This window comes from Pseudomonas sp. MWU349 (assembly GCF_017947325.1).
In the GTDB taxonomy this organism is placed as follows: Bacteria; Pseudomonadota; Gammaproteobacteria; order Pseudomonadales; family Pseudomonadaceae; genus Aquipseudomonas; species Aquipseudomonas protegens.
In genome coordinates, this window is the sequence record NZ_JAFEVP010000003.1 from 661521 (window position 1) to 682313 (window position 20793).

The following is a 20793-nucleotide window of genomic DNA, read 5'->3' on the forward strand; positions in this document are numbered from 1 at the left end:
TCGGGCGCAGGTTTGCCAAGGACTGTTTATGACCCTGACTGCGAGCAATCAGTTGTTCGATGCCTATTTTACTGCCCGGGAAATGCGCGGGGTGTTCTGCGATCAGGGGCGGGTCCAGGCCATGCTCGATTTCGAAGCCGCCCTGGCCCGGGCACAGGCCCGCGTCGGGGTGATCCCGGCCAGTGCAGTAGCGCCCATCGAGGCCGCCTGCCATGCCGGGCTGTATGACTTCCAGATGCTGGGCGAGGCGATTGCCACGGCCGGCAACTCGGCCATTCCCCTGGTCAAGGCCCTGGGCCGTCAGATCGCCCGGAGCGATGGCGAGGCCGAGCGCTTTGTGCACCTGGGGGCCACCAGCCAGGACGTGATGGACAGCGGGCTGGTGCTGCAACTGCGCCGCGCCATGCACCTGCTGGAGCAGGACCTGGAGCGCCTGGGGGACATCCTTGTTGCCCAGGCCCGACGTTACGCCACGACCTCGATGGCCGGCCGCACCTGGCTGCAACATGCCACGCCGGTGACCCTGGGGATGAAGATCGGCGGCTGGCTGGGGGCATTGACCCGCAGCCGCGAGCGCCTGCAGCAGCTCAAGCCGCGTTTGCTGGTGCTGCAGTTCGGCGGCGCTTCCGGAACCCTGGCGGCGTTGGGCGAGCAGGCCTTGCCGATTGCCCAGGCCCTGGCCGACGAGCTGCAATTGGCCCTGCCGGAGCAGCCCTGGCACACCCAGCGCGACCGCCTGGTGGAGTTCGCTTCGGTGTTGGGCCTGTTGGCCGGCAGCCTGGGCAAGTTGGGGCGGGATATCAGCCTGCTGATGCAGACCGAGGCGGCGGAGGTCTTCGAGCCCTCGGCGCCGGGCAAGGGCGGGTCGTCCACCATGCCTCACAAGCGCAACCCGGTGGGTGCGGCGGTGCTGATCAGCGCCGCGACCCGGGTTCCTGGCCTGCTGGCGACGATGTTTGCCGCCATGCCCCAGGAGCACGAGCGCAGCCTGGGCCTGTGGCACGCCGAATGGGAAACCCTGCCGGAGATCTGCTGCCTGGTGTCTGGCGCGTTGCAACAAGCATTGCTGGTGGCCGAAGGCCTGGAGGTCGACAGCGCGCGCATGGCGCACAACCTCGACCTGACCCAGGGCCTGGTGCTGGCCGAAGCGGTGAGCATTGCCCTGGCCCAGCGCCTGGGCCGGGAAACCGCCCACCATGTGCTGGAACAATGCTGCAAGCGCGCAGTGGCCGAGAAGCGCCATCTGCGTGGGGTATTGGGGGAGGATCCCCAGGTTACCGCCGAGCTGTCGGCGGCGGACCTGGATCGTCTATTGGACCCGGCGCATTACCTGGGCCAGGCGCAGGCCTGGGTCGAGCGCGCCGTGGCTGAACATTTTGCCTTGAAGGCCTGAAGGAGACTGCTGTGGGATTCGTGAAACTCGCCGAGGGCGAACTGCACTATCAACTCGAGGGGCCCGAGGGCGCGCCGGTACTGGTGCTGTCCAACTCCCTGGGCACCGATCTGCACATGTGGGACAAGCAGATGGCGGCCTTCACCCGGCACTTCCAGGTGCTGCGCATGGACACCCGTGGCCACGGCCGTTCCCTGGTCACCGAAGGTCCCTATAGCATCGAGCAACTGGGCCGCGACGTGGTGGCGCTGCTGGATGCGCTGGATATCCAGCGCGCGCATTTCTGTGGCCTGTCCATGGGCGGGCTGATCGGCCAGTGGCTGGGGATCAATGCCGGCGAGCGTCTGCACAAGCTGGTGGTGTGCAACACCGCGGCGAAGATCGGCGACCCGTCCGTATGGAACCCGCGGATCGAGACCGTGCTACGTGACGGCCAGGCAGCCATGGTGGCGCTGCGCGATGCCTCCATCGCCCGCTGGTTCACCAGCGACTTCACCGAAGCTCAGCCTGACCAGGCCAAGCTGATCACCGACATGCTCGCGGCCACTTCGCCGCAAGGCTATGCGGCCAATTGCGCGGCGGTGCGGGACGCGGATTTCCGTGAACAGCTTGGGGCGATCAAGGTGCCGACCCTGGTGATTGCCGGCACTGAAGATGCCGTGACACCACCGTCCGGCGGGCACTTCATCCAGCAGCATGTGGCGGGCGCGGAGTATGCCGAGTTCTATGCCGCGCATTTGTCCAACGTCCAGGCCGGGGACGCTTTCAGCGCTCGGGTCGTGGATTTTCTACTGGCCTGAGTGTCGATTCAAGGAGCCCTTTGTGGACGAGAAACAGCGTTATGACGAAGGCATGCAGGTTCGCCGCGCGGTGTTGGGCGATGCCCATGTGGACCGCAGCCTCAATGCCCTGACCGAGTTCAACTCGGAGTTCCAGGAAATGATCACCCGCCATGCCTGGGGCGACATCTGGACCCGCCCGGGCCTGCCGCGACACACCCGCAGCCTGATCACCATCGCCATGCTGATCGGCATGAACCGCAACGAGGAGCTCAAGCTGCACCTGCGGGCGGCCGCCAACAATGGGGTGAGCCGCAGCGAGATCAAGGAAGTGATCATGCAGAGCGCGATCTACTGCGGAATCCCGGCGGCCAACGCCACCTTCCACCTGGCGGAATCGGTGTGGGACGAACTGGGCATCGAATCCCGCAGTTGAGGCGCCCGGGCTGCACCGCGCGATTTCAGACGGTGGCCAGAATGAACACCCGCTTGAACGGGAACAGCGTCCGGCCATCGCCTTCGGGCGGATAGTAGCGGTGTACCCGGGCCAGGTAATGGTTGAGGAAGCATTGTCGTTGCCGGTCGTCCAGGCTCAGGAGTACGGGGCGCAAGGCCGAGACCTTGACCCAGTCGAAGATCGGCGACTGGCCTTCCACGACCTGCAGGTGTTCGGTTTCCCAGATGTCCAGTTCCCGAGTCAGGGGCGCCAGCAAACGGTAGTAGCTATCCAGCGAGAGTACCCGGCGCTCGGCCATGAACGCCCGCAGCTCCGGGGTGCCCAGCGGCTTGCCGTCCGGTCCTGCCTGTTCCAGGCTTTCGAGTATCAGCTGATACCACAGGGCGTCGCGCCAATTGGGCATGTGCGCCGCCAGGCAGCCGCCGGGGTTGAGCTGGTTCAACAGGCTCGGCAGCAGGTGTTCGTGGTCACTCATGAAGTGCAGTACCGCGGCGGCAAACAACAGGTCTGCAGGCTGATCGGCTTTCCATTGCAGCAGGTCGCACCTGCGCCATAGCGCCTTGATCGGCAGGCAGCTGGCTTCGGCAAGCATTTCCGAAGAGCTGTCCACGCCTGTCAGCTCCGCGTAGGGCCAGCGCTGCGCCAGCAGTTGAGTGGCAATACCTGTTCCACAACCCAGGTCGTAGATGTGATGGGGTTGCTGCAGGGCGACATGATCCAGTAGCTCGACCGCCGGTCGTTCTCGCAGGCGCACGAACTGCTGGTAGGCTTGGGGATCCCATTGGGTGCTGAGGTTCCTGGCCGTGGTCGGCTGAGGCTTGGTACTCATGTAAACATCCTTTTTAAAGTTGTCGTCCAATGACATTCAGGGTTCTGAGGAGCAGGGCTGCGCCACGTCGTGTGTCCTCCTCGCGCAGCAGCGAGAACAGCCCGTACAGGCTGGGAGCGGTAACGTGCGCTGAGGTTTCGGCCTTGGCCATGCGCAGTGCATTGCCCAGCATCCAGCTGGCAGCGGTGGCTTCTTCGAACTGTTGCGCAAGTTTTTCGATCATCGCCTGATCGAGCATGTCGATCAGGTCGCAAAGCAGTGACAACAGGTCGACCATGTTGTCCAGGCGAGCGCTGTCCAGCAGCGGCTGGAGCTTTTTCGTCAGGGTTTCCAGGCCTGGTGTGCCGGCGACTTCAGGCTGGGTCGCCCTTGGACCAGGCATGCTTGGATCAAAGCTATCCATGGCGTTGTCTCCTCCCTGTGCAGGGTCAAAGCATTCCGCGGGCTACGGCCCAGTACAGGCCGCGATTGAATCCAGTGCGTAGCAGGCCACCCAACTTGCTCGAGGGGGTGGGCAGAACGTCGTGGGCGTAGTCGTACCAAAGGGGCATGCCGGCATTGAGGCCCATCTGCGCGACCGCCTGGACCCTACCGTCGTAAACCGCCTCGGGAGAGCCCAGGCGGATTTCTCCCGCGATGTTGTTGGCAATTACCGGGGCCTGGTTGTGGCAGGCGCCGCCGGCCTTGCTGATCGGCAGGTCGACGGTATCGCCAATCACATAGACCCGCTCCAGGCCATAGACTTGCAGGGTCTCGTGATGGGTCGGCAGCCAGCCCTCCTGGCCCTGTGCCTGAGATGCGCCGGACTCGAGCACGGCGTCCACGGCCCGGATTGGCGGGGTGGCCATGAGGATGTCGAAAGGCTGTTCAGCGCCTTCCTCCGAGTAGGCGATGCGCTGGTCCGGGTCGACCCTGGCCAGGGTGAAGCTGCGCTGGAAGCGGATGTTCCTCTGTTCGAAGACATCCGGCAGCACCTCGCCGACCGGTCGTTGCAGGAACAGGCAATTGCGCAGCAGCTGCGCGGTGCTGGGGTAGGTGTAGATGATCTCGACCCGATCCCGTACTCCGCGCCGCCGCAGGAAGTCATCGAGCATCAGGGTTGTTTCCACCGGCGCGATGCCGCATTGATGAGGAACATTGGGTGTTTGCGGAAACGACACGGTGATGAACACCCGGCCTTTTTCGATCCGGCTCAGGCGCTGCGCCAGTTGCCGGGCAGGCTGGTATTGGTAGAAGTGGTCGCCGGCTTCCTTGAGCCCCTCGATCCGTTCCGGTGCCGGCACGCAGCCGGTGGCGATCACCAGGAAATCGTAGCCCAGACGTTTGCCGCTGCGAGTGTGCACGCTCTGGCCGGCAAAATCGAAGCGGGTGACAGGGTCGACCCGGAAGGTTATTTCAGGGCGTAGCAGGGAGCGTTCGGGTCGCTTGAGTTCTTCTTGGAAGAACAGGTTGAACGCCACATACATGAAGGCGGGCTTGTAGAAATGATCCGGCGATTCGGACAGCAGGGTGATTTTGACCTCGTCCCTGAGTATCTCCGGGTAGAGCTTGCTGACCAGTTGATTGGCCAGGATGGTACCGCCTACACCTCCTCCGACAATGACGATATGTTTGCTCATAACGTAGGCCCTCCAAGGCTACGTCAGCTTCACGTACAACATCCGATGGATAACGGAACTGAATTAATAGGTTTCCTTTCCTGGAAGCGAGCACTGCCCGCCTGAAGTGAATACCCCTTTACTTTATCTGTGTATCGGATTTTTTTTACTAAGCCCGACCAGCGGACCTTTCCTTGGGCGTCGCGGTTCAATGCCGGAAGCTGCCGGGGCCGGCCACTTGGCTCGGCCGACCCCATGTTGGAAGGGGCCTACAGCAGGCTGAGGGGATAGCTGATGATCAGGCGGTTCTCGTCGAACTCGTTGTTGCTGAAGTCCCGGCGCATGGTGGAGTTGCGCCACTTCAGGTTGAGGTTCTTCAGTGTGCCGCTCTGGACCGTGTAGGCCACTTCGCTTTCCCGGCCCCACTCCTTGCCGTCGCTGACGGTGGCGGTGTGCACGTTGCTGCCGCTGATGTAGCGGTTCATCAGGGTCAGGCCGGGAACGCCCAGCGCGGCGAAATTGTAGTCATGGCGCACCTGCCAGGACTTCTCCTTGGCGTTGTCGTAGCTGGCGTTGTAGCTGTCGTTGGCCAGGGTGCCGCCGCTGGTGCCGTTGACCCGCATCCAGGCGCTGTCGCCAGTGAGCTTCTGCAGGCCCACATAGAAGGTGTTGCCGCCATATTTGGCCGAGAACAGGCCGGACCAGGTGCGGTTCTCCATGTCGCCGGCGCGGGCGCTGCCGTCTTCCTTGCCATAGAAGAAGCCCAGGTTGGCGCCCAGGGTCCAGTCGCCCAGGGGTTGGCTGTGGATCAGGTTGACGAACTGCTGGCTGTAGATGTCCTTGAGCTGGGCATTCCACAGGGCGATCTGGGTACGCTTGTCGTTGAAGGCATATTCGGCGCCCTGGAAGTTGAAGCGGTCGGAGGTGAAGGCCGCTTTGCCGAACATGCTCATGTCACTCATGCTGCTGTCGTCACGCGGGCTGTTGGCGCGGAACTGGCCGCCATAGAGGGTCAGGCCGGCAATTTCCTTCGAGGTGATCTGGCCGCCGCGAAAGGTCTGTGGCAGCGAGCGACCGTCGTCGGAGCGCAGGATCGGCAGCACTGGCATCCATTCACCGACCTTGACCTCGGTCTGAGACAGTCGCGCCTTGAAGGCTACTCCCAGGCGTCCGAAGTTGTCCGCCGGGCGGCCGTCGTGATCCAGGGGCAGCAGTTGGGTGCCGCCGGTGCCCTTGCCGCCGTCGAGTTTCAGCGAGTAGAGGCCCAGCACGTCCATGCCGAAGCCGACGGTGCCCTGGGTGAAGCCGGACTTTGCATCGAGGATGAAGCTCTGGGTCCATTCCTCGGCCTTGCCCTGGGCCTTGGTCGGGTTGGTGAAGTTGCGGTTGAAATAGAAGTTGCGCAGGGTCAGGTTGGCCTGGGCGTCTTCGAGAAAGCCCGACTCTGCGGCCAGTGCCGGCAGGGCGGTGCTGCTCAGCGCTAGAGCCATGAGGCTGGGCAGAAGGTAGGACGGCGGGGTGCTTGGCTTCATTCTTCGGTCTCTCTAATTGTTAGGGGTGCAGCCGGCCAGTGCCGCGCAAAGGGTCTGGGCACAGGTTTCAGGGGAGCAGGGTGGAATCGGAGGTATCAGCCGCAGCGGGCAGGGCGTGGGGGCATGGCATCGGACCTGTTGTTATTGGTGTGTCCAGGTGCCGGGAATGGTGCGTCGCGGATCAGGGCCAATCAATTGGACGAAACGCTTTTTGGGCGGTAATCGAACACAAATGTTCCAGCCGGTACATATAAAAAAACCCACCGTCAGGTGGGTTTTTCATTGGGCCAGGTGGCGCTTCAGAACAGGTGCAGCGCCGGGGCTTTTTCAGCCAGTGGCTCGTTCTTGGCTGTCTGCTCGCTCCAGCCACCGCCGAGGGCCTTGTACAGGTTGACCTCGCTGGTGAGCTGCGACAGGCGATCGGTGATCAGCGCCTGCTGGGCGCTGAACAGCGACCGCTGGGCATCGAGGAAGGTCAGGTTGCTGTCGACCCCGATACGGTAGCGACGCTCGGCCAGACGATAGTAGTCCTGGTTGGCGTTGACGAAATCACGCTGGGCCTGCAACTGCTGGTTGTAGGTCTGGCGCGCCGCCAGGCCATCGGAGACTTCCTGGAAGGCGGTCTGGATGGATTTCTCATACTGCGCGACGGTGATGTCTTTCTGGATTTTCGAGTAGTCCAGGCTGGCGCGCAGGCTGCCGGCGTTGAAGATCGGCAGGTTGATCTGCGGCTGGAACAGCCAGGTGCCCGAGCCTCCCTTGAACAGACCCGAGAGGTCCGGGCTCAAGGTGCCGGCATTGGCGGTCAGGCTGATGCTCGGGAAGAACGCGGCCCGCGCCGCGCCGATGTTGGCATTGGCCGCCTTGAGCTTGTACTCGGCTTCGAGAATGTCCGGACGCCGTTGCAGCAGTTCCGACGGCAGGCCGGCCGGCAGGTCGCTCAGCAGGTCGGCCGACAGCGGTTGGGCCGCCGGCAGGTTGGCCGGAATCGCCGTGCCCAGCAGCAGGGTCAGGCTGTTTTCATCCTGGGCCACCTGGCGGGTGTAGCGCGCCAGTTGGACCCGGGCGTTTTCCACCGAAGTCCGCGCCTGGCTCAGGTCCAGGGCCGAGGCCACGCCCACCTCGTTGCTGCGCGAGGTCAGCCGGTAGCTTTCCTCGTAGGCGGCGAGGGTGTCCTGGGTCAGCTTCAGCAGTTCCTTGTCGGCCTGCCAGGTCATGTAGGCGTTGGCCACGCTGGCCACCAGGCTGATCTGGGTACTGCGCCGGGCTTCTTCGCTGGAGAAGTAGGTCTGCAAGGCCTGTTCGCTCAAGCTGCGAACGCGGCCGAACAGGTCCAGTTCATAGGCACTGACGCCCACGGTGGCCGAGTACTGGCTGGAGATCATTTCCTTGCCGGTGCTCGAGGCCCGGGCTGGCAGTCGTTGCCGGCTGCCGCTGCCGTTGGCCGAAACCGCCGGGAACAGGTCCGCACGCTGGATCTGGTACTGCGCGGCATAGGCGTCGATGTTCAGCGCCGCGACCTTGAGGTCGCGGTTGTTTTCCAGGGACGTCTGGATCAGTTGCTGCAGCGCCGGGTCATGGAAGAACTGCCGCCAGCCCTGTTCGGCGGCCGCCACGTTGGCGGCCTCCTTTGGCGAGTACGCAGGGCCTTGGGGGAACTGCGCCGCCACCGGCGCTTCCGGGCGCTGGTAATCCGGGATCAGTGAGCAACCACTTAGCGCGATGGCGGTGATTGCCAGGGAGAGTAGCGACTTGCTCATTGGCCAGCCTCATTAGGGGTTGCAGTAGTTTCTGACAGGTCCGCTTTCCTGCGGCCCATGGACGATACGGTGACGAAGAACAGTGGCACCCAGAAGATCGCCAGGATAGTCGCGGTGAGCATACCGCCGATCACCCCGGTACCGATCGCATGCTGGCTGCCCGAGCCGGCGCCGGTGGAGATGGCCAGTGGCACGACCCCGAGGACGAAGGCCAGGGAGGTCATGATGATCGGCCGCAGACGCATCCGGCAGGCTTCCACCGCGGCGTCGACCAGGCTGCGGCCCTGTTCGTGCAGTTCCTTGGCGAACTCGACGATCAGAATGGCGTTTTTCGCCGCCAGACCGATGGTCACCAACAGACCCACTTGGAAGTACACGTCGTTGGACAGGCCACGCATGCTGGTTGCCATCAGTGCACCGATGATCCCCAGGGGCACTACCAGCATCACCGCGATCGGAATCGACCAGCTTTCATACAGCGCCGCCAGACACAGGAACACCATCAGCAGGGACAAGGCGTACAGCGCAGGTGCCTGGGAGCCCGACAGGCGCTCCTCATAGGACAGGCCTGTCCAGGAGATACCGACACCCGCCGGCAGCTTCGCGGCAATGGCTTCGACTTCGGCCATGGCCTCACCGGTACTGTAGCCAGGGGCCGGGGCACCGAGCACTTCCATGGCTTCCACACCGTTGTAACGGGCCAGCTTGGGCGAACCGTAGATCCACTCGCCCTTGGCGAAGGAGGAGAACGGCACCATGGTTCCGGCGCTGTTGCGTACGTACCACTTCTTCAGGTCTTCGGGGCTCATGCGAGCACCGGCCTGACCCTGGATGTACACCTTCTTCACCCGACCACGGTCGATGAAGTCGTTGACGTAGCTACTGCCCAGGGCAATCGACAGGGTGTTGTTGATATCGGTGAGGGTCACGCCCAGGGCACTGGCGCGCTCGTCGTCGATGGTCAACTGGTACTGCGGTTCATCGTTCAGGCCGTTCGGGCGCACCTGGGACAGCACCTTGCTCTGGGCCGCCATGCCGAGGAACTGGTTGCGTGCAGCCATCAGTTTCTCATGGCCGATACCGGCGCGGTCCTGGAGGAACACGTCGAAACCGGTGGCGTTACCCAGTTCCAGTACCGCTGGAGGGGCGAAGGCGAACACCATCGCGTCACGGAAACTGAAGAAGTGCTGCTGGGCGCGGGCTGCCAGGTTGAACACATTGTTTTCCGCGGAACGCTCGCCCCACGGCTTGAGCATGATGAAGGCCATGCCCGAGCTCTGGCCGCGACCGGCGAAGTTGAAGCCGTTCACGGTGAACACCGAAGCCACGGTGTCCTTTTCCTTGTCCAGCAGGTAGGCGCGCATTTCGTCCACCACCACCTGGGTCCGCTCGGCACTGGAGCCGGCCGGGGTCTGTACCTGGGCGAACAGAACGCCCTGGTCTTCTTCCGGCAGGAACGCGGTCGGGATGCGGGTGAACAGCCAGATCATGCCCAGGACGATCAGCACGTAGGCCAGCAGGAATGGAACCTTGTGGCGCAGCATGTTGCCCACGCCGCGCTCGTAGCTCTTCACGCTGCGATCGAAGGTACGGTTGAACCAGCCGAAGAAGCCGCGCTTCTCGGTAGCGTGTTCGCCTTGCGGTACGGCCTTGAGCATGGTGGCGCACAGGGCCGGGGTAAAGATCAGGGCCACCAGCACCGACAGGGCCATGGCCGAGACCACGGTGATCGAGAACTGTTTGTAGATCACCCCGGTGGAGCCACTGAAGAAGGCCATTGGCAGCAGTACCGCGGACAGTACCAGGGCGATACCCACCAGGGCTCCCTGGATCTGGCCCATGGACTTTTTCGTTGCCTCCTTGGGCGACAGTCCTTCCTCGTGCATCACCCGCTCGACGTTCTCCACCACGACGATGGCGTCGTCCACCAGCAAGCCGATGGCCAGCACCATGCCGAACATGGTCAGGGTGTTGATGCTGAAGCCGGCCGCCGCAAGGATGCCGAAGGTACCCAGCAGTACCACCGGCACCGTCATGGTGGTGATCACCGTGGCGCGGAAGTTCTGCAGGAACAGGAACATCACCAGGAACACCAGGACGATCGCTTCCACCAGGGTTTCAACCACACCCTTGATGGATTCGGTCACCACCGGGGTGGTGTCGTACGGGAACACCACCTTCATCCCTTGCGGGAAGAAGGGCTCCAGGTCCTTGATGGTGTTGCGCAGGGCCTTGGCGGTGTCCAGGGCGTTGGCGCCGTTGGCCAGTTTCACTGCCAGACCGGATGCTGGCTTGCCGTTGAACTGGGCGCTGATGGCGTAGTTCTCGCCACCCAGGCCGACGTCCGCGACGTCGCCCAGACGCACTTGCGAGCCGTCCTTGTTGACCTTCAGCAGGATCGCCTTGAACTGCTCGGCAGTCTGCAGGCGGGTCTTGCCGATGATGGTGGCGTTGAGTTGCTGGCCGGGCAGGGCAGGCAGGCCGCCGAGCTGGCCGGACGATACCTGGACGTTCTGCGCGGCTACCGCGGTCTTCACGTCCACCGGGGTCAGGTTGTAGTTGTTCAGCTTGGCCGGGTCGAGCCAGATCCGCATGGCGTACTGGGCACCGAATACCTGAAAGTCACCGACGCCCGCGGTCCGCGAGATCGGGTCCTGCATGTTCGACACGATGTAGTTCGACAGGTCGTCCTTGGACATGCTGCCGTCCTCGGATACCACGCCGATCACCAGCAGGAAGTTCTTCACCGCCTTGGTCACGCGGATACCCTGCTGCTGTACCTCTTGGGGCAGCAGCGGAGTGGCCAGGTTGAGCTTGTTCTGTACCTGAACCTGCGCGGTGTCCGAGTTGGTGCCCTGTTCGAAGGTCGCGGTGATGGTCATGCTGCCGTCGGAGTTACTTTCCGAGGATACATAACGCAGGTTGTCGATACCGTTGAGCTGCTGTTCGATCACCTGAACCACGGTGTCCTGCACGGTCTGTGCAGAAGCACCTGGGTAGGTCACGGAGATGGCGATCGCTGGCGGGGCGATGCTCGGGTACTGGTTGATCGGCAATTTGAGGATCGATAGAGCCCCGACCAACATGATCACCAGGGCGATTACCCAGGCGAAGATCGGACGGTCGATAAAGAATTTCGACATGGTTTACTCCCCTTTGCCGCCTGCAGCTTTGTCAGTTGCCTGTGCAGGGGCCGGGTTCTTCGCTGGAACGTTGGTCGCTTCGCTGGCCTTGACTTCAATGCCCGGCTTGACGAATTGCAGGCCTTCGGTGATCAGGCGATCGCCGGCTTTCAAGCCATCATCCACCAACCACTGGTTGCCGACCGTACGGCTGGCCTTGAGTTGGCGCAGCTCGACCTTGTTATCCGGGCCAACCACCAGGGCGGTCGGGGTGCCTTTCAGGTCGCGTGTCACGCCTTGCTGGGGAGCGAGGATCGCCGCGCTGTTCACCCCGGCTTGCAGCTGGGCGTGGACGAACATGCCAGGCAGCAGGGTGTGCTCAGGGTTCGGGAACACTGCGCGCAGGGTCACCGAGCCGGTGGTTTCGTCCACCGAGACTTCGGAGAATTCCAGCTTGCCATCGAGCTTGTACTGGCTGCCGTCTTCCAGGGTCAGTTTGACCTTGGCGGCGTTGTCGCCGACTTTCTGCAGGCGGCCGCTCTCCAGTTCGCGACGCAGTTCCAGCAGTTCCACCGAGGACTGGGTAACGTCGACGTAGATTGGGTCCAGCTGCTGGATCACGGCCATGGCATCGGCCTGGCCATTGCTCACCAGGGCGCCTTCGGTCACCGAGGAACGACCGATTCGGCCGGTCAGTGGCGACAGCACCTTGGTATAGCGCAGGTTGATCTGGGCGCTTTGCAGCGAGGCTTCCGACTGCAGGCGGTTGGCCACGGCAGTGTCGTATTCCTGGCGGCTTACGGCCTGTTCGTTGACCAGTTGCTTGTAGCGATCAGAAATAGACTTGGTCGATTGCAGATTAGCCTCGGCACTCTTCAGCGTTGCCTCATAGACCGATGGATCGATCTGATAAAGCTGCTGACCTTCCTTGACGTCTCCACCTTCTTTGAACAGGCGCTTGAGAATGATCCCGTTTACCTGTGGGCGAACTTCGGCGATGCGGAACGCAGTGGTCCGGCCCGGGAGTTCGGAAGTCAAGGTAAAGGCTTGTGGTTGCAGGGTAACGACGCCGACCTGAGGGGCTTGAGGGGCAGGTGCCGCCTCTTCCTTTTTACATCCGCTGAGCAGCGATGCCAGGGCGACGGCAGTGACCAGAGCGGTAACAGCTGGCTTGAGTTGCATGAAAATCCTCGGGTCAGGCACGCAAGATGCGCACAAGAAAAGTGGAAGGGTAAAAATGCTTGGCTGAGTGGATAAGTAGCTTGCTAAGGAATATACTTACGTTCATGGTTGTTTGTAAATACCCCTGCGGCGTACCCATCCGGTTACAAAAGCCCCTGTAGGTGTTGAATTGTAGGCTGGGCAAACGGCACTCGAGATGCCGTTCCATATTTATTCAGAAGGTCTTCACGCATCGCTGAAAGATCCTGATCGAGGTTTTACTGCCATGGTCCGTCGTACCAAAGAGGAAGCTCAAGAAACTCGCAGCCAGATACTCGAGGCCGCCGAAAAGGCCTTTTACGAGCGTGGCGTGGCGCGTACCACCCTGGCCGACATCGCGGCGCTGGCGGGAGTCACGCGAGGTGCCATCTATTGGCACTTCAGCAACAAGGCCGACCTGGTGCAGGCCATGCTCGACAGCCTGCGTGAACCTTTGGATGAAATGGCCGCGGCCAGTGAGAATGTAGATGAAATGGACCCGTTGGGCTGCATGCGCAAGCTGCTCATTCATTTGTTTCATCAAGTTGCCCTGGACCCGAAAACCCGACGCATCAATGAAATCCTGTTTCACAAGTGCGAGTTCACCGACGAAATGTGCGACCTGCGCCGCCAGCGCCGCGCTGCCAGCCTGGACTGCAACGTACACATCGAGCTGGCGTTGCGTAATGCCATGAATCGTGGGCAATTGCCCGAGAATCTCGATGCGGCGCGGGCAGCTATCACGCTGCATGCGTTCATCGACGGTATTCTCTACCAGTGGTTGCTGGCCCCGGACAGCTTCGCCCTGCACACCGAAGCAGAGCGCTGGATCGACATCGGGCTGGATATGCTGCGCTTGAGCCCCAACCTCCGTCATTAAGACAACATGCGTAATTGAGTCAGGTTGTGTCAACATTTAAGGCGAGGGACGTTCATACCCGGGGTCGCACTTCACAATGGGGTGCTTTTATATACGGGCTTGCTGCCGGTTGATAGATAGCGAGCTACGTATTTTGTAGGGATTTTGTTGCGGGTGTGTGAATGAGTGTGAGCCCTTCACCGTTCAACGGCGCGGAACACCCCATCAAGGGGATCGCCCTGATCTGCCTGGCGGTCCTGCTGTTTGCCAGCCACGACACGTTATCCAAATACCTGTCGGCTTTTTATCCCATCGTCATGGTGGTCTGGGCCCGCTATGTGGTGCATACCCTGTTGATGCTGGTGGTGTTCGTGCCGCGCAGTGGTTTCTCTGCGGTGGTGCGCACCAAGCGCCCCGGGCTGCAATTGCTGCGGGCCCTGTGCCTGATCGGCACCAGCCTGCTGTTCACCACCGGCCTGCGCTATATCCCCCTGGCAGAAGCGACCGCGGTCAACTTCCTGGCGCCCTTGCTGGTGACCGCCCTGTCGGTGCCGTTTCTGGGGGAGCGAGTCAGTCGCGCCCAGTGGCTGGCAGTGCTGGCGGGGTTCGTCGGGGTGCTGATAGTGGTGCGTCCCGGGGGCGCGTTGTTCACGCCGGCGATCCTGCTGCCGCTGGGGTCGGCGCTGTGCTTCGGCTTCTACCAGTTGCTGACCCGCAAGCTCAGTGGCGTCGACAGCCCGACCACCAGCAACTTTCTCACCGGGATTCTCAACAGCCTGGTCATGAGCGCGCTGCTGCCATTCTTCTGGAGCACGCCGACTTTGGTTCATGGGCTGTTCATGATCGGCCTGGGCACCTGCGGCATGCTCGGCCATATGCTGCTGACCCAGGCCTTCCGCCATGCCGCGCCGGCGATGCTGGCGCCTTTCAGTTATGGGCAGATTCTTTTCGCCGGGCTGTTTGGCTACCTGATCTTCGACCATACCCCGGACCAGTACGCCCTGGTCGGTATCGCGGTCATCTGCCTCAGCGGCCTGGCGGTGGCCTGGGCCCAGCGCAAACGCTGAATGGCTTTCTGTCGCCGCTGCCGCAGGCTGCGACAAGGTCCGCAGAACCTTCATCGGCCTTGAGATGGTCGCGCCCCTTCGAGACGATCATGCATACGCGGCCCGAGCCTGGAGCAGCGGCTGCAAAGAATGTACGGGCCATGAAAAAGCCCCGGCTCGCGAGAGTCGGGGCTTTTTATCGAGCGATGCAGGCTTACAGAGTCGGGTAGTCGATATAGCCGACCGGGCCCTTGCCGTAGAAGGTTTCCGGGTGCGCTTCGTTCAACGGCGCATCGGCCTTCAGGCGGGCAGGCAGGTCCGGGTTGGCGATGAAGGGCACACCGAAGGCTACGGCGTCAGCCTTGCCAGCGGCCAGCCAAGCGTTGGCGCTGTCCTTGGTGAAGCGTTCGTTGGCGATGTAGGGGCCGCCGAAGGCTTCTTTGAGTTGCGGGCCCAGGCTGTCGGCGCCTTCTTTCTCGCGGGAGCAGATAAAGGCGATACCGCGTTTACCCAGCTCCCGAGCGACGTAGGTGAAGGTCTCCGCCAGGTTGGCATCACCCATGTCATGGGAGTCGGCACGCGGTGCCAGGTGTACGCCCACACGGCCCGCCCCCCAGATCTCGATGGCCGCGTCGGTGACTTCCAGCAGTAGGCGGGCACGGTTTTCCAGGGAGCCGCCGTACTGGTCGGTACGCTGGTTGGTGGTGCTTTGCAGGAACTGATCCAGCAGGTAGCCGTTGGCGCCGTGGATTTCCACGCCGTCGAAGCCGGCGGCCTTGGCGTTTTCCGCGCCGATCCGGTAAGCGTCGACGATGTCGGCGATTTCAGCGGTTTCCAGGGCCCGCGGCGTCGGGTAGTCGGCCAGTGGACGCACCAGGCTGACATGGCCCTTGGGCTGGAGAGCGCTGGGTGCCACCGGGGTTTCGCCGTTCAGGTAGGACGGGTGGGAGATGCGTCCGACGTGCCACAACTGCAGGAAAATCTTGCCGCCGGCACCGTGTACTGCCTTGGTCACGTTGGCCCAGCCACGCACCTGGTCGTTGGACCAGATGCCGGGGGTATCCGGGTAGCCCACGCCCATGGGGGTCACCGAGGTGGCCTCGCTGAGGATCAGGCCAGCGGAAGCCCGTTGTACGTAGTACTCGGCCATCAGCGCATTGGGTACGCGGCCGGCATCGGCGCGGCAGCGGGTCAGCGGCGCCATGATGATGCGGTTGGACAGCTCAAGGTCGCCGATCTTGATCGGATCAAAGATAGTCGTCATGGGATGCAGCCTTCTATATAGGAAACAAACGGTTCAGTGGGTCGCAGGAGCCAGTTCGGCGTTGCCGCCCTGGCGAAAGGTAATCAGCGTCACCAGCAGGGCCAGGATCGCCAGGGCGGCAGCCGCCAATGGCACGCTGGTCAGGCCGAAGCCGTGGGCGATGACGCTGCCCCCGACCCAGGCGCCCAGGGCATTGCCGATGTTGAAGGCGCCGATGTTCAGGGTCGAAACCAGGTTCGGCGCGGCCTTGCCGAAGGTCACTACGTTGACCTGCAACGCCGGCACCGCGGCAAACGAAGCGGTGGCCCAGAGGAACAGGGTGATCTCGGTGGGGACCAGCGCCACGCTGGTCCAGGTCAGTACGGTGGAGACCACGGCCATGGCCGCGAACACGCCGATCAGGGTGGCGCCCAGGCGCTTGTCCGCCAGTTTGCCGCCGATGATGTTGCCCAGGGTCAGGCCCAGGCCGATCAGCAGCAGGGTCCAGGTCACGCCCTTGGGCGAGACGCCGGTGACATCACCGAGCAGCGGTGCAACGTAGGTGAAGAGGGTGAACATCGACGCGGCAAACAGCGCGGTCATGCTCAGGGACAGCCAGATGCCCGCGCCCTTGAGGGCTGCCAGCTCTGCACGCATGTCGAGTTTTTCCTCGTCGCGCTTGGCCGGCAGGAAGCGCAGCAAGCCGATCAGCGCCACCACGCCGATGACCGTCACCGCCCAGAAGGTCGAGCGCCAGCCGGCGGCCTGGCCCAGGGCGGTGCCCAGGGGCACGCCAAGGACGTTGGCCAGGGTCAGGCCGGTGAACATCAGGGCCACGGCCGAAGCGCGCTTGTTGGCGGGCACCAGGCCGGCGGCCACCACTGAACCGATGCCAAAGAAGGCACCATGGCACAGCGCGGTGATCACCCGGGCAAACATCAGCACGTTGTAATCACTGGCCAGTGCACACAGCAGGTTGCCGACAATGAAGATTCCCATCAGTGCCACCAGGGCTGCCTTGCGGGGCAGGCGGGCGGTGGCCAGGGCCATGAAGGGCGCGCCGATGGCCACCCCAAGGGCGTAGCCGGTGACCAGCCAGCCGGCGCCAGGAATCGACACCCCGAGGTCCGCCGCCACATCGGGCAGCAGGCCCATGATGACGAACTCGGTGGTACCGATGGCGAAGGCGCTCAAGGCCAGGATGAGAAGCGAAAGGGGCATTGTCGGGTCCTTGTCAGATCAGAGCTGTTGGCTCATTTGCGCGAGGAACTGCTGGATGGTTTCCTCGTTGCGTTTGAAAAAATGCCATTGGCCGACTTTCCGGCTGCTGATCAGGCCTGCGCGTTGCAAGGTGGCGAGGTGGGCGGACACGGTCGACTGCGACAGGCCGCAGCGTTGGTCGATCTGCCCGGCGCAGACGCCGTACTCATTGCTGTGAGTCTGATCGGGAAATTCGACAGTCGGGTCTTTCAGCCAGTGCAGGATTTCCCTGCGAACCGGATGTGCCAGGGCTTTTATTATTTCGTCGAGGTCGAGGGGCATGGCGGTGCTCGTTTTTTGTGAAACGTTGTATCGCGATGAAGCGAAATTTAAATCGTTATTTCGCGATATACCAATATGATTTTGATCTTAAATCATTACTTATCGGTATATCGGGTTATAACGATATGCTGGTCGCAGTGCTAAGCTGCGTCCATGAATTATCTCGCACATCTGCACCTTGGCGGCCAGCGCCCGGGTCAATTACTCGGCAGCCTGTATGGCGATTTCGTCAAGGGACGCCTGCAAGGGCAGTTTTCGCCCGAGGTCGAGGCGGCGATCCAGCTGCACCGGCGCATCGATACCTACACCGACAGTCACCCGCTGGTGGTGGCGGCGCTGTCGCGTTTCTCCCTGACGCGAAGGCGTTACGCCGGCATCGTCATCGACGTGTTCTTCGACCATTGCCTGGCCCGGGATTGGCAGCATTACGCCGACCGGCCCCTGCCGCTGTTCACCGCCGAGGTGTACCGGGTGCTGGCGGCCGAGCCGCAGTTGCCGGCGCGGCTGGCGCAGATTGCGCCTTACATGGCGGCGGATGACTGGCTGGGTTCCTATCGCGAGTTCGCGGTGCTGGAGCAGGTGTTGCGGGGGATTGCCCGGCGCCTGTCACGGCCAGGGGAACTGACCGCGGCGATGGTCGAGCTGGAGCGGCTGTATGAACCGTTGAGCGAAGACTTCCGCGCTTTCTACCCGCAATTGCAGGCATTTGCCGCGCAGCACATCCAATTGCCCTGACTCACGATGGCTGTTGTAGGAGCTGGCTTGCCAGCGAAGGCGCTCTCATGACCGCAAGGGCCTATTCGCCGGCAAGCCGGCTCCTACAGAGAGTTTCAGGCCGCGACCAGTTCGCCGCTGCGACGCGGTTCGGCCGGCTGGGCAAGGTCACCGAACAGCGCCTTTTGCACCGCTTGCTGGGCCTGGAAGGCCAGCGCCGCACGTTCCTGGCCCTGGCAGGCAATCGGCTTGAGCAGGTGGATCTCCACCTGGCCCCGGTCATTGGCGAACAGGCGCATCAAGTGCGAGAGCAGGTCGTCGTCGCCGATGAAGGGCGCCAGGGTATCGACCTGGCCGTCGCGCAGGTAACGGATCGCCACCGGTTGCAGGCAGACGTCGGCATCGATAGCGCTGGCCAGCAAGCGCCCGTGGAAGGTGCGCAGGCCACGGCCATCGGTGGTGGTGCCTTCGGGGAACAGCAGCAGCGGGTGCTGCTCCTGCAAATGCCGGGTCATCTGCTTGCGGATCAACTGGCTGTCACCGGCGCCGCGGCGGATGAACAGGCTGCCGGCCTTGGCGGCCAGCCAACCGGCCACCGGCCAGGTGCGCACTTCGGCCTTGGACAGGAAGGACAGCGGCGTCAGCATGCCCAGCAGCGGGATATCGGTCCAGGACACATGGTTGCTGATCCAGAGCATCGGTTGGCGGGGCAGCTCGCCATGCACCGAGACCTGAAAGGGCAGGGCATTGCTCAAGCGTGCCATGAAGAACCGCGACCAGCGCTGGCGCCGGACCATGGAGTTGGCGACCCCCAGGCGTTCCAGCAAGCCGAAGACGCTGGCCATGCTCAGGCCCAGCGCCACCACCAGTAGCACTCGGGCGATGCGCCCGTAGACCCGCAGCCGGCGCATCAGACCGCCGCCTTGAAGTGCCGGGCGTAGCGTGGGCACAACTCGTCGCGCTTGAGCAGGATGAACACATCGGCGACCTGGAAATCCTCGTCCCAGCACGGCTCGCCGCAGATCTTCGCGCCCAGGCGCATATAGGCCTTGAGCAGGGGGGGCATCTCGGCGATCACATTGGACGGAATGTCCAGGCTCGGCAGCGGGTTCTTCGGCTCGGCCCGCAGGTGCTCGGTGCACAGGTAGCGCTCGCGCAGGCGCTGCATGATCGCCTGGGCCTGCACGCCGCCGTCCTGCATGGGGATGCTGGCGCAGCCCATCAGGTAGCTGTAGCCGCCCTGATTGAGCACTTCTGCCAGTTCGCCCCAGAGCACAGCGATGGTGCCGCCGTTGCGATAGGCCGGGTCGACGCAGGTGCGGCCGATCTCCAGGATCGGCCCCTTGAGCTGCACCAGGCCGTGCAGGCTGAATTCTTCTTCGCTGTAAAAGCGCCCCAGACTGCTGGCGGCCTGGTGGTCCAGCAGGCGGGTGGTGGCCACCAGGCGCCCGGTGTTCAGGTCGCGCACACCGATGTGGCTGCAATGAACGTCATAGTCATCCATGTCCAGACCCAGCTCCGCGCCCTTGAGCTTGGCGTTGAACTCGCCACTGAAGACGTTGAAACGCAGGGCCTGGGCTTCTTGCAGAGCCTTTGCGCCGATCAGGCGTTCGGCTTGCAGGCGGCGTTCAGTGCCGGTGTCGCTGATGCGGGCGATCTGAGTCATCGTGAATCTCCGTGCGGGCTACTGACCCGCCTTGGGTTGCAGCCAATCGACTTTGTTGTGCAAAGTCAGGCTATGTAGCCCCGGTGTCATCGCCATGAAGCTTTGGTGATGCTTATATGACAGCCCCTGAGGACCTTCGAATGCCCTGGCAAGCCCTGCTCGAGAGCCGTGAACGACTGCCCGCCAACCCCGACCTGGCCGAGGGCTACGGGGCTTTGCTGGCGCACCTGGGCAACGTCACGCCCTTTGAACTGGCGGTGCGCGGCGGGCGCTTGATGGCCACCCCGGGGCTGGCCTTCCTGGTGGGTTACCAGGCGGCATTGCGCATGTTGTGGCCCAGTGCGCCGTCCAGTCTGGGGGCTTTGTGCGCGACCGAACGCCGCAGCCTGCGCCCGGCAGACATGCAGACCCGCCTGGAGGATCTGCGCCTGCACGGGCGCAAGGATTTCGTCACCGCCGGTGATGCCGCCGACTGGCTGCTGGTGGCGGCTCGCTGCGAAGCCCCGGGGGAGCGCGCAGCCCTGCGCCTGACGGTGGTCTATCCCGGCGAGCCTGGGGTCAAGGTCCAGACCTTGCCCGCCATTGCCCTGATGCCGGAGATCAGCCACGGCTGCCTGGAGCTGGACAACGCTGCCTGCGAGTTGCTGGCCGGCGACGGCTGGGATGCCTACGTCAAGCCGTTCCGCACCCTGGAAGACATCTATGTCCTGAGTGCCATGCTGGCCTGGCTGTATGGCGTGGGGCAGGACAGCGGCTGGCCGCAGCCCTTGCAATTGCAACTGCTGGGCTTGCTGGCCGGCTGTGCCGAAGCCAGCCGGCAGAACCCGGCGCTGAGCAGCGGGCACATTCTGCTGGCGGGCCTGTTCGTGCAGTTCGACGCGCTGAAACCCGAGATCGGCATGGCCTTCGCCCAGGGGCCACAGCTGTGGCGCGAACAATGGACCCGCGACCAGGCCCTGCTGGACCTCGCCGCCAGCGCTCGCGCACAGCGCCTGGCCAAGGCCCTGGCCTCCCTGTAGGGGCCGGCTTGCCGCGAGGAATGCGCAGCCTCCG

The 20793-nt window shown here is 63.2% G+C and carries 19 protein-coding genes; 7 read left to right on the forward strand and 12 right to left on the reverse strand.

Annotated features, from left to right (window positions below; translation table 11 throughout):
- Window positions 1-28: 28 nt before the first annotated feature.
- Genes KCG88_RS15130 through pcaC form a run of 3 tightly spaced genes read left to right on the forward strand, consistent with a single transcriptional unit; the run spans window position 29 to window position 2608 of the window.
- Window positions 29-1393, forward strand: coding sequence for a 3-carboxy-cis,cis-muconate cycloisomerase (locus KCG88_RS15130; protein ID WP_210712634.1), 1365 nt, complete (start codon window positions 29-31; stop codon window positions 1391-1393).
- An 11-nt stretch (window positions 1394-1404) separates the two neighbouring features.
- The gene (gene pcaD / locus KCG88_RS15135) at window positions 1405-2193 is read left to right on the forward strand and encodes a 3-oxoadipate enol-lactonase (protein ID WP_210712635.1); all 789 of its coding nucleotides are present in this window, start codon (window positions 1405-1407) and stop codon (window positions 2191-2193) included.
- Window positions 2194-2215: 22 nt separating this feature from the next.
- Entirely contained in the window at window positions 2216-2608 is a 393-nt protein-coding gene (gene pcaC, locus KCG88_RS15140) for a 4-carboxymuconolactone decarboxylase (RefSeq protein WP_011059667.1), read from the forward strand.
- 25 nt (window positions 2609-2633) lie between these two features.
- Here the strand turns inward: pcaC and KCG88_RS15145 are convergent, their stop codons facing one another.
- From KCG88_RS15145 to emhA, 7 genes are all read right to left on the reverse strand, one after another.
- A complete protein-coding gene (locus tag KCG88_RS15145) occupies window positions 2634-3458 on the reverse strand; it encodes a methyltransferase domain-containing protein (RefSeq protein ID WP_047284237.1) in 825 nt (274 codons plus the stop codon).
- 13 nt (window positions 3459-3471) lie between these two features.
- Window positions 3472-3861, reverse strand: a complete 390-nt coding sequence (locus KCG88_RS15150) for a hypothetical protein (RefSeq protein ID WP_047284238.1) — start codon at window positions 3859-3861, stop codon at window positions 3472-3474.
- A gap of 25 nt (window positions 3862-3886) precedes the next feature.
- Complete coding sequence (locus tag KCG88_RS15155) at window positions 3887-5077, reverse strand: FAD/NAD(P)-binding oxidoreductase (protein WP_047284239.1); 1191 nt, start codon at window positions 5075-5077, stop codon at window positions 3887-3889.
- A gap of 248 nt (window positions 5078-5325) precedes the next feature.
- Window positions 5326-6588: an OprD family porin gene (locus KCG88_RS15160; protein ID WP_047284240.1), complete on the reverse strand. Its 1263-nt coding sequence runs from the start codon at window positions 6586-6588 to the stop codon at window positions 5326-5328.
- Window positions 6589-6887: 299 nt separating this feature from the next.
- Window positions 6888-8348: an AdeC/AdeK/OprM family multidrug efflux complex outer membrane factor gene (gene adeC, locus KCG88_RS15165; RefSeq protein ID WP_047284241.1), complete on the reverse strand. Its 1461-nt coding sequence runs from the start codon at window positions 8346-8348 to the stop codon at window positions 6888-6890.
- A complete protein-coding gene (locus tag KCG88_RS15170) occupies window positions 8345-11491 on the reverse strand; it encodes an efflux RND transporter permease subunit (protein WP_047284242.1) in 3147 nt (1048 codons plus the stop codon). The genes adeC and KCG88_RS15170 overlap by 4 nt, the downstream gene beginning before the upstream one ends.
- Window positions 11492-11494: 3 nt before the next feature.
- Window positions 11495-12652, reverse strand: a complete 1158-nt coding sequence (gene emhA, locus KCG88_RS15175) for an efflux RND transporter periplasmic adaptor subunit EmhA (protein WP_047284243.1) — start codon at window positions 12650-12652, stop codon at window positions 11495-11497.
- Window positions 12653-12917: 265 nt separating this feature from the next.
- On the opposite strand from emhA, the gene emhR reads away from it, so the two are divergent.
- On the forward strand, window positions 12918-13550 hold the full coding sequence (emhR, locus tag KCG88_RS15180; protein ID WP_047284244.1) for an efflux system transcriptional repressor EmhR: 633 nt from the start codon (window positions 12918-12920) through the stop codon (window positions 13548-13550).
- Window positions 13551-13711: 161 nt separating this feature from the next.
- Window positions 13712-14596 carry a DMT family transporter gene (locus KCG88_RS15185; protein ID WP_210712636.1) on the forward strand — a complete coding sequence of 295 codons (885 nt, stop codon included), beginning with the start codon at window positions 13712-13714 and terminating at the stop codon, window positions 14594-14596.
- Between the two features lie 193 nt (window positions 14597-14789).
- On the opposite strand, the gene KCG88_RS15190 is transcribed toward KCG88_RS15185, so the two are convergent.
- From KCG88_RS15190 to KCG88_RS15200, 3 genes are read right to left on the reverse strand one after another with little or no spacing between them, the layout of a single operon-like run.
- A complete protein-coding gene (locus tag KCG88_RS15190; RefSeq protein ID WP_047284246.1) occupies window positions 14790-15839 on the reverse strand; it encodes an alkene reductase in 1050 nt (349 codons plus the stop codon).
- Window positions 15840-15872: 33 nt separating this feature from the next.
- The gene (locus KCG88_RS15195) at window positions 15873-17039 is read right to left on the reverse strand and encodes an MFS transporter (protein ID WP_047335875.1); all 1167 of its coding nucleotides are present in this window, start codon (window positions 17037-17039) and stop codon (window positions 15873-15875) included.
- An 18-nt stretch (window positions 17040-17057) separates the two neighbouring features.
- Window positions 17058-17360 (reverse strand): helix-turn-helix transcriptional regulator, encoded by a 303-nt coding sequence (locus tag KCG88_RS15200; RefSeq protein WP_047284248.1) that lies wholly within the window; start codon window positions 17358-17360, stop codon window positions 17058-17060.
- Window positions 17361-17513: 153 nt separating this feature from the next.
- Between KCG88_RS15200 and KCG88_RS15205 the strand changes: the two genes are divergently transcribed.
- Window positions 17514-18095 (forward strand): ACP phosphodiesterase, encoded by a 582-nt coding sequence (locus KCG88_RS15205; RefSeq protein WP_047284249.1) that lies wholly within the window; start codon window positions 17514-17516, stop codon window positions 18093-18095.
- A gap of 95 nt (window positions 18096-18190) precedes the next feature.
- Here the strand turns inward: KCG88_RS15205 and KCG88_RS15210 are convergent, their stop codons facing one another.
- Both KCG88_RS15210 and olsB read right to left on the reverse strand, forming a co-directional pair.
- Entirely contained in the window at window positions 18191-18985 is a 795-nt protein-coding gene (locus tag KCG88_RS15210; RefSeq protein WP_210712638.1) for a lysophospholipid acyltransferase family protein, read from the reverse strand.
- Complete coding sequence (gene olsB, locus KCG88_RS15215) at window positions 18985-19740, reverse strand: L-ornithine N(alpha)-acyltransferase (RefSeq protein ID WP_015634439.1); 756 nt, start codon at window positions 19738-19740, stop codon at window positions 18985-18987. The genes KCG88_RS15210 and olsB overlap by 1 nt, the downstream gene beginning before the upstream one ends.
- A gap of 140 nt (window positions 19741-19880) precedes the next feature.
- On the opposite strand from olsB, the gene KCG88_RS15220 reads away from it, so the two are divergent.
- Complete coding sequence (locus KCG88_RS15220) at window positions 19881-20759, forward strand: acyl-CoA dehydrogenase (protein ID WP_047284252.1); 879 nt, start codon at window positions 19881-19883, stop codon at window positions 20757-20759.
- Window positions 20760-20793 lie beyond the last annotated feature (34 nt).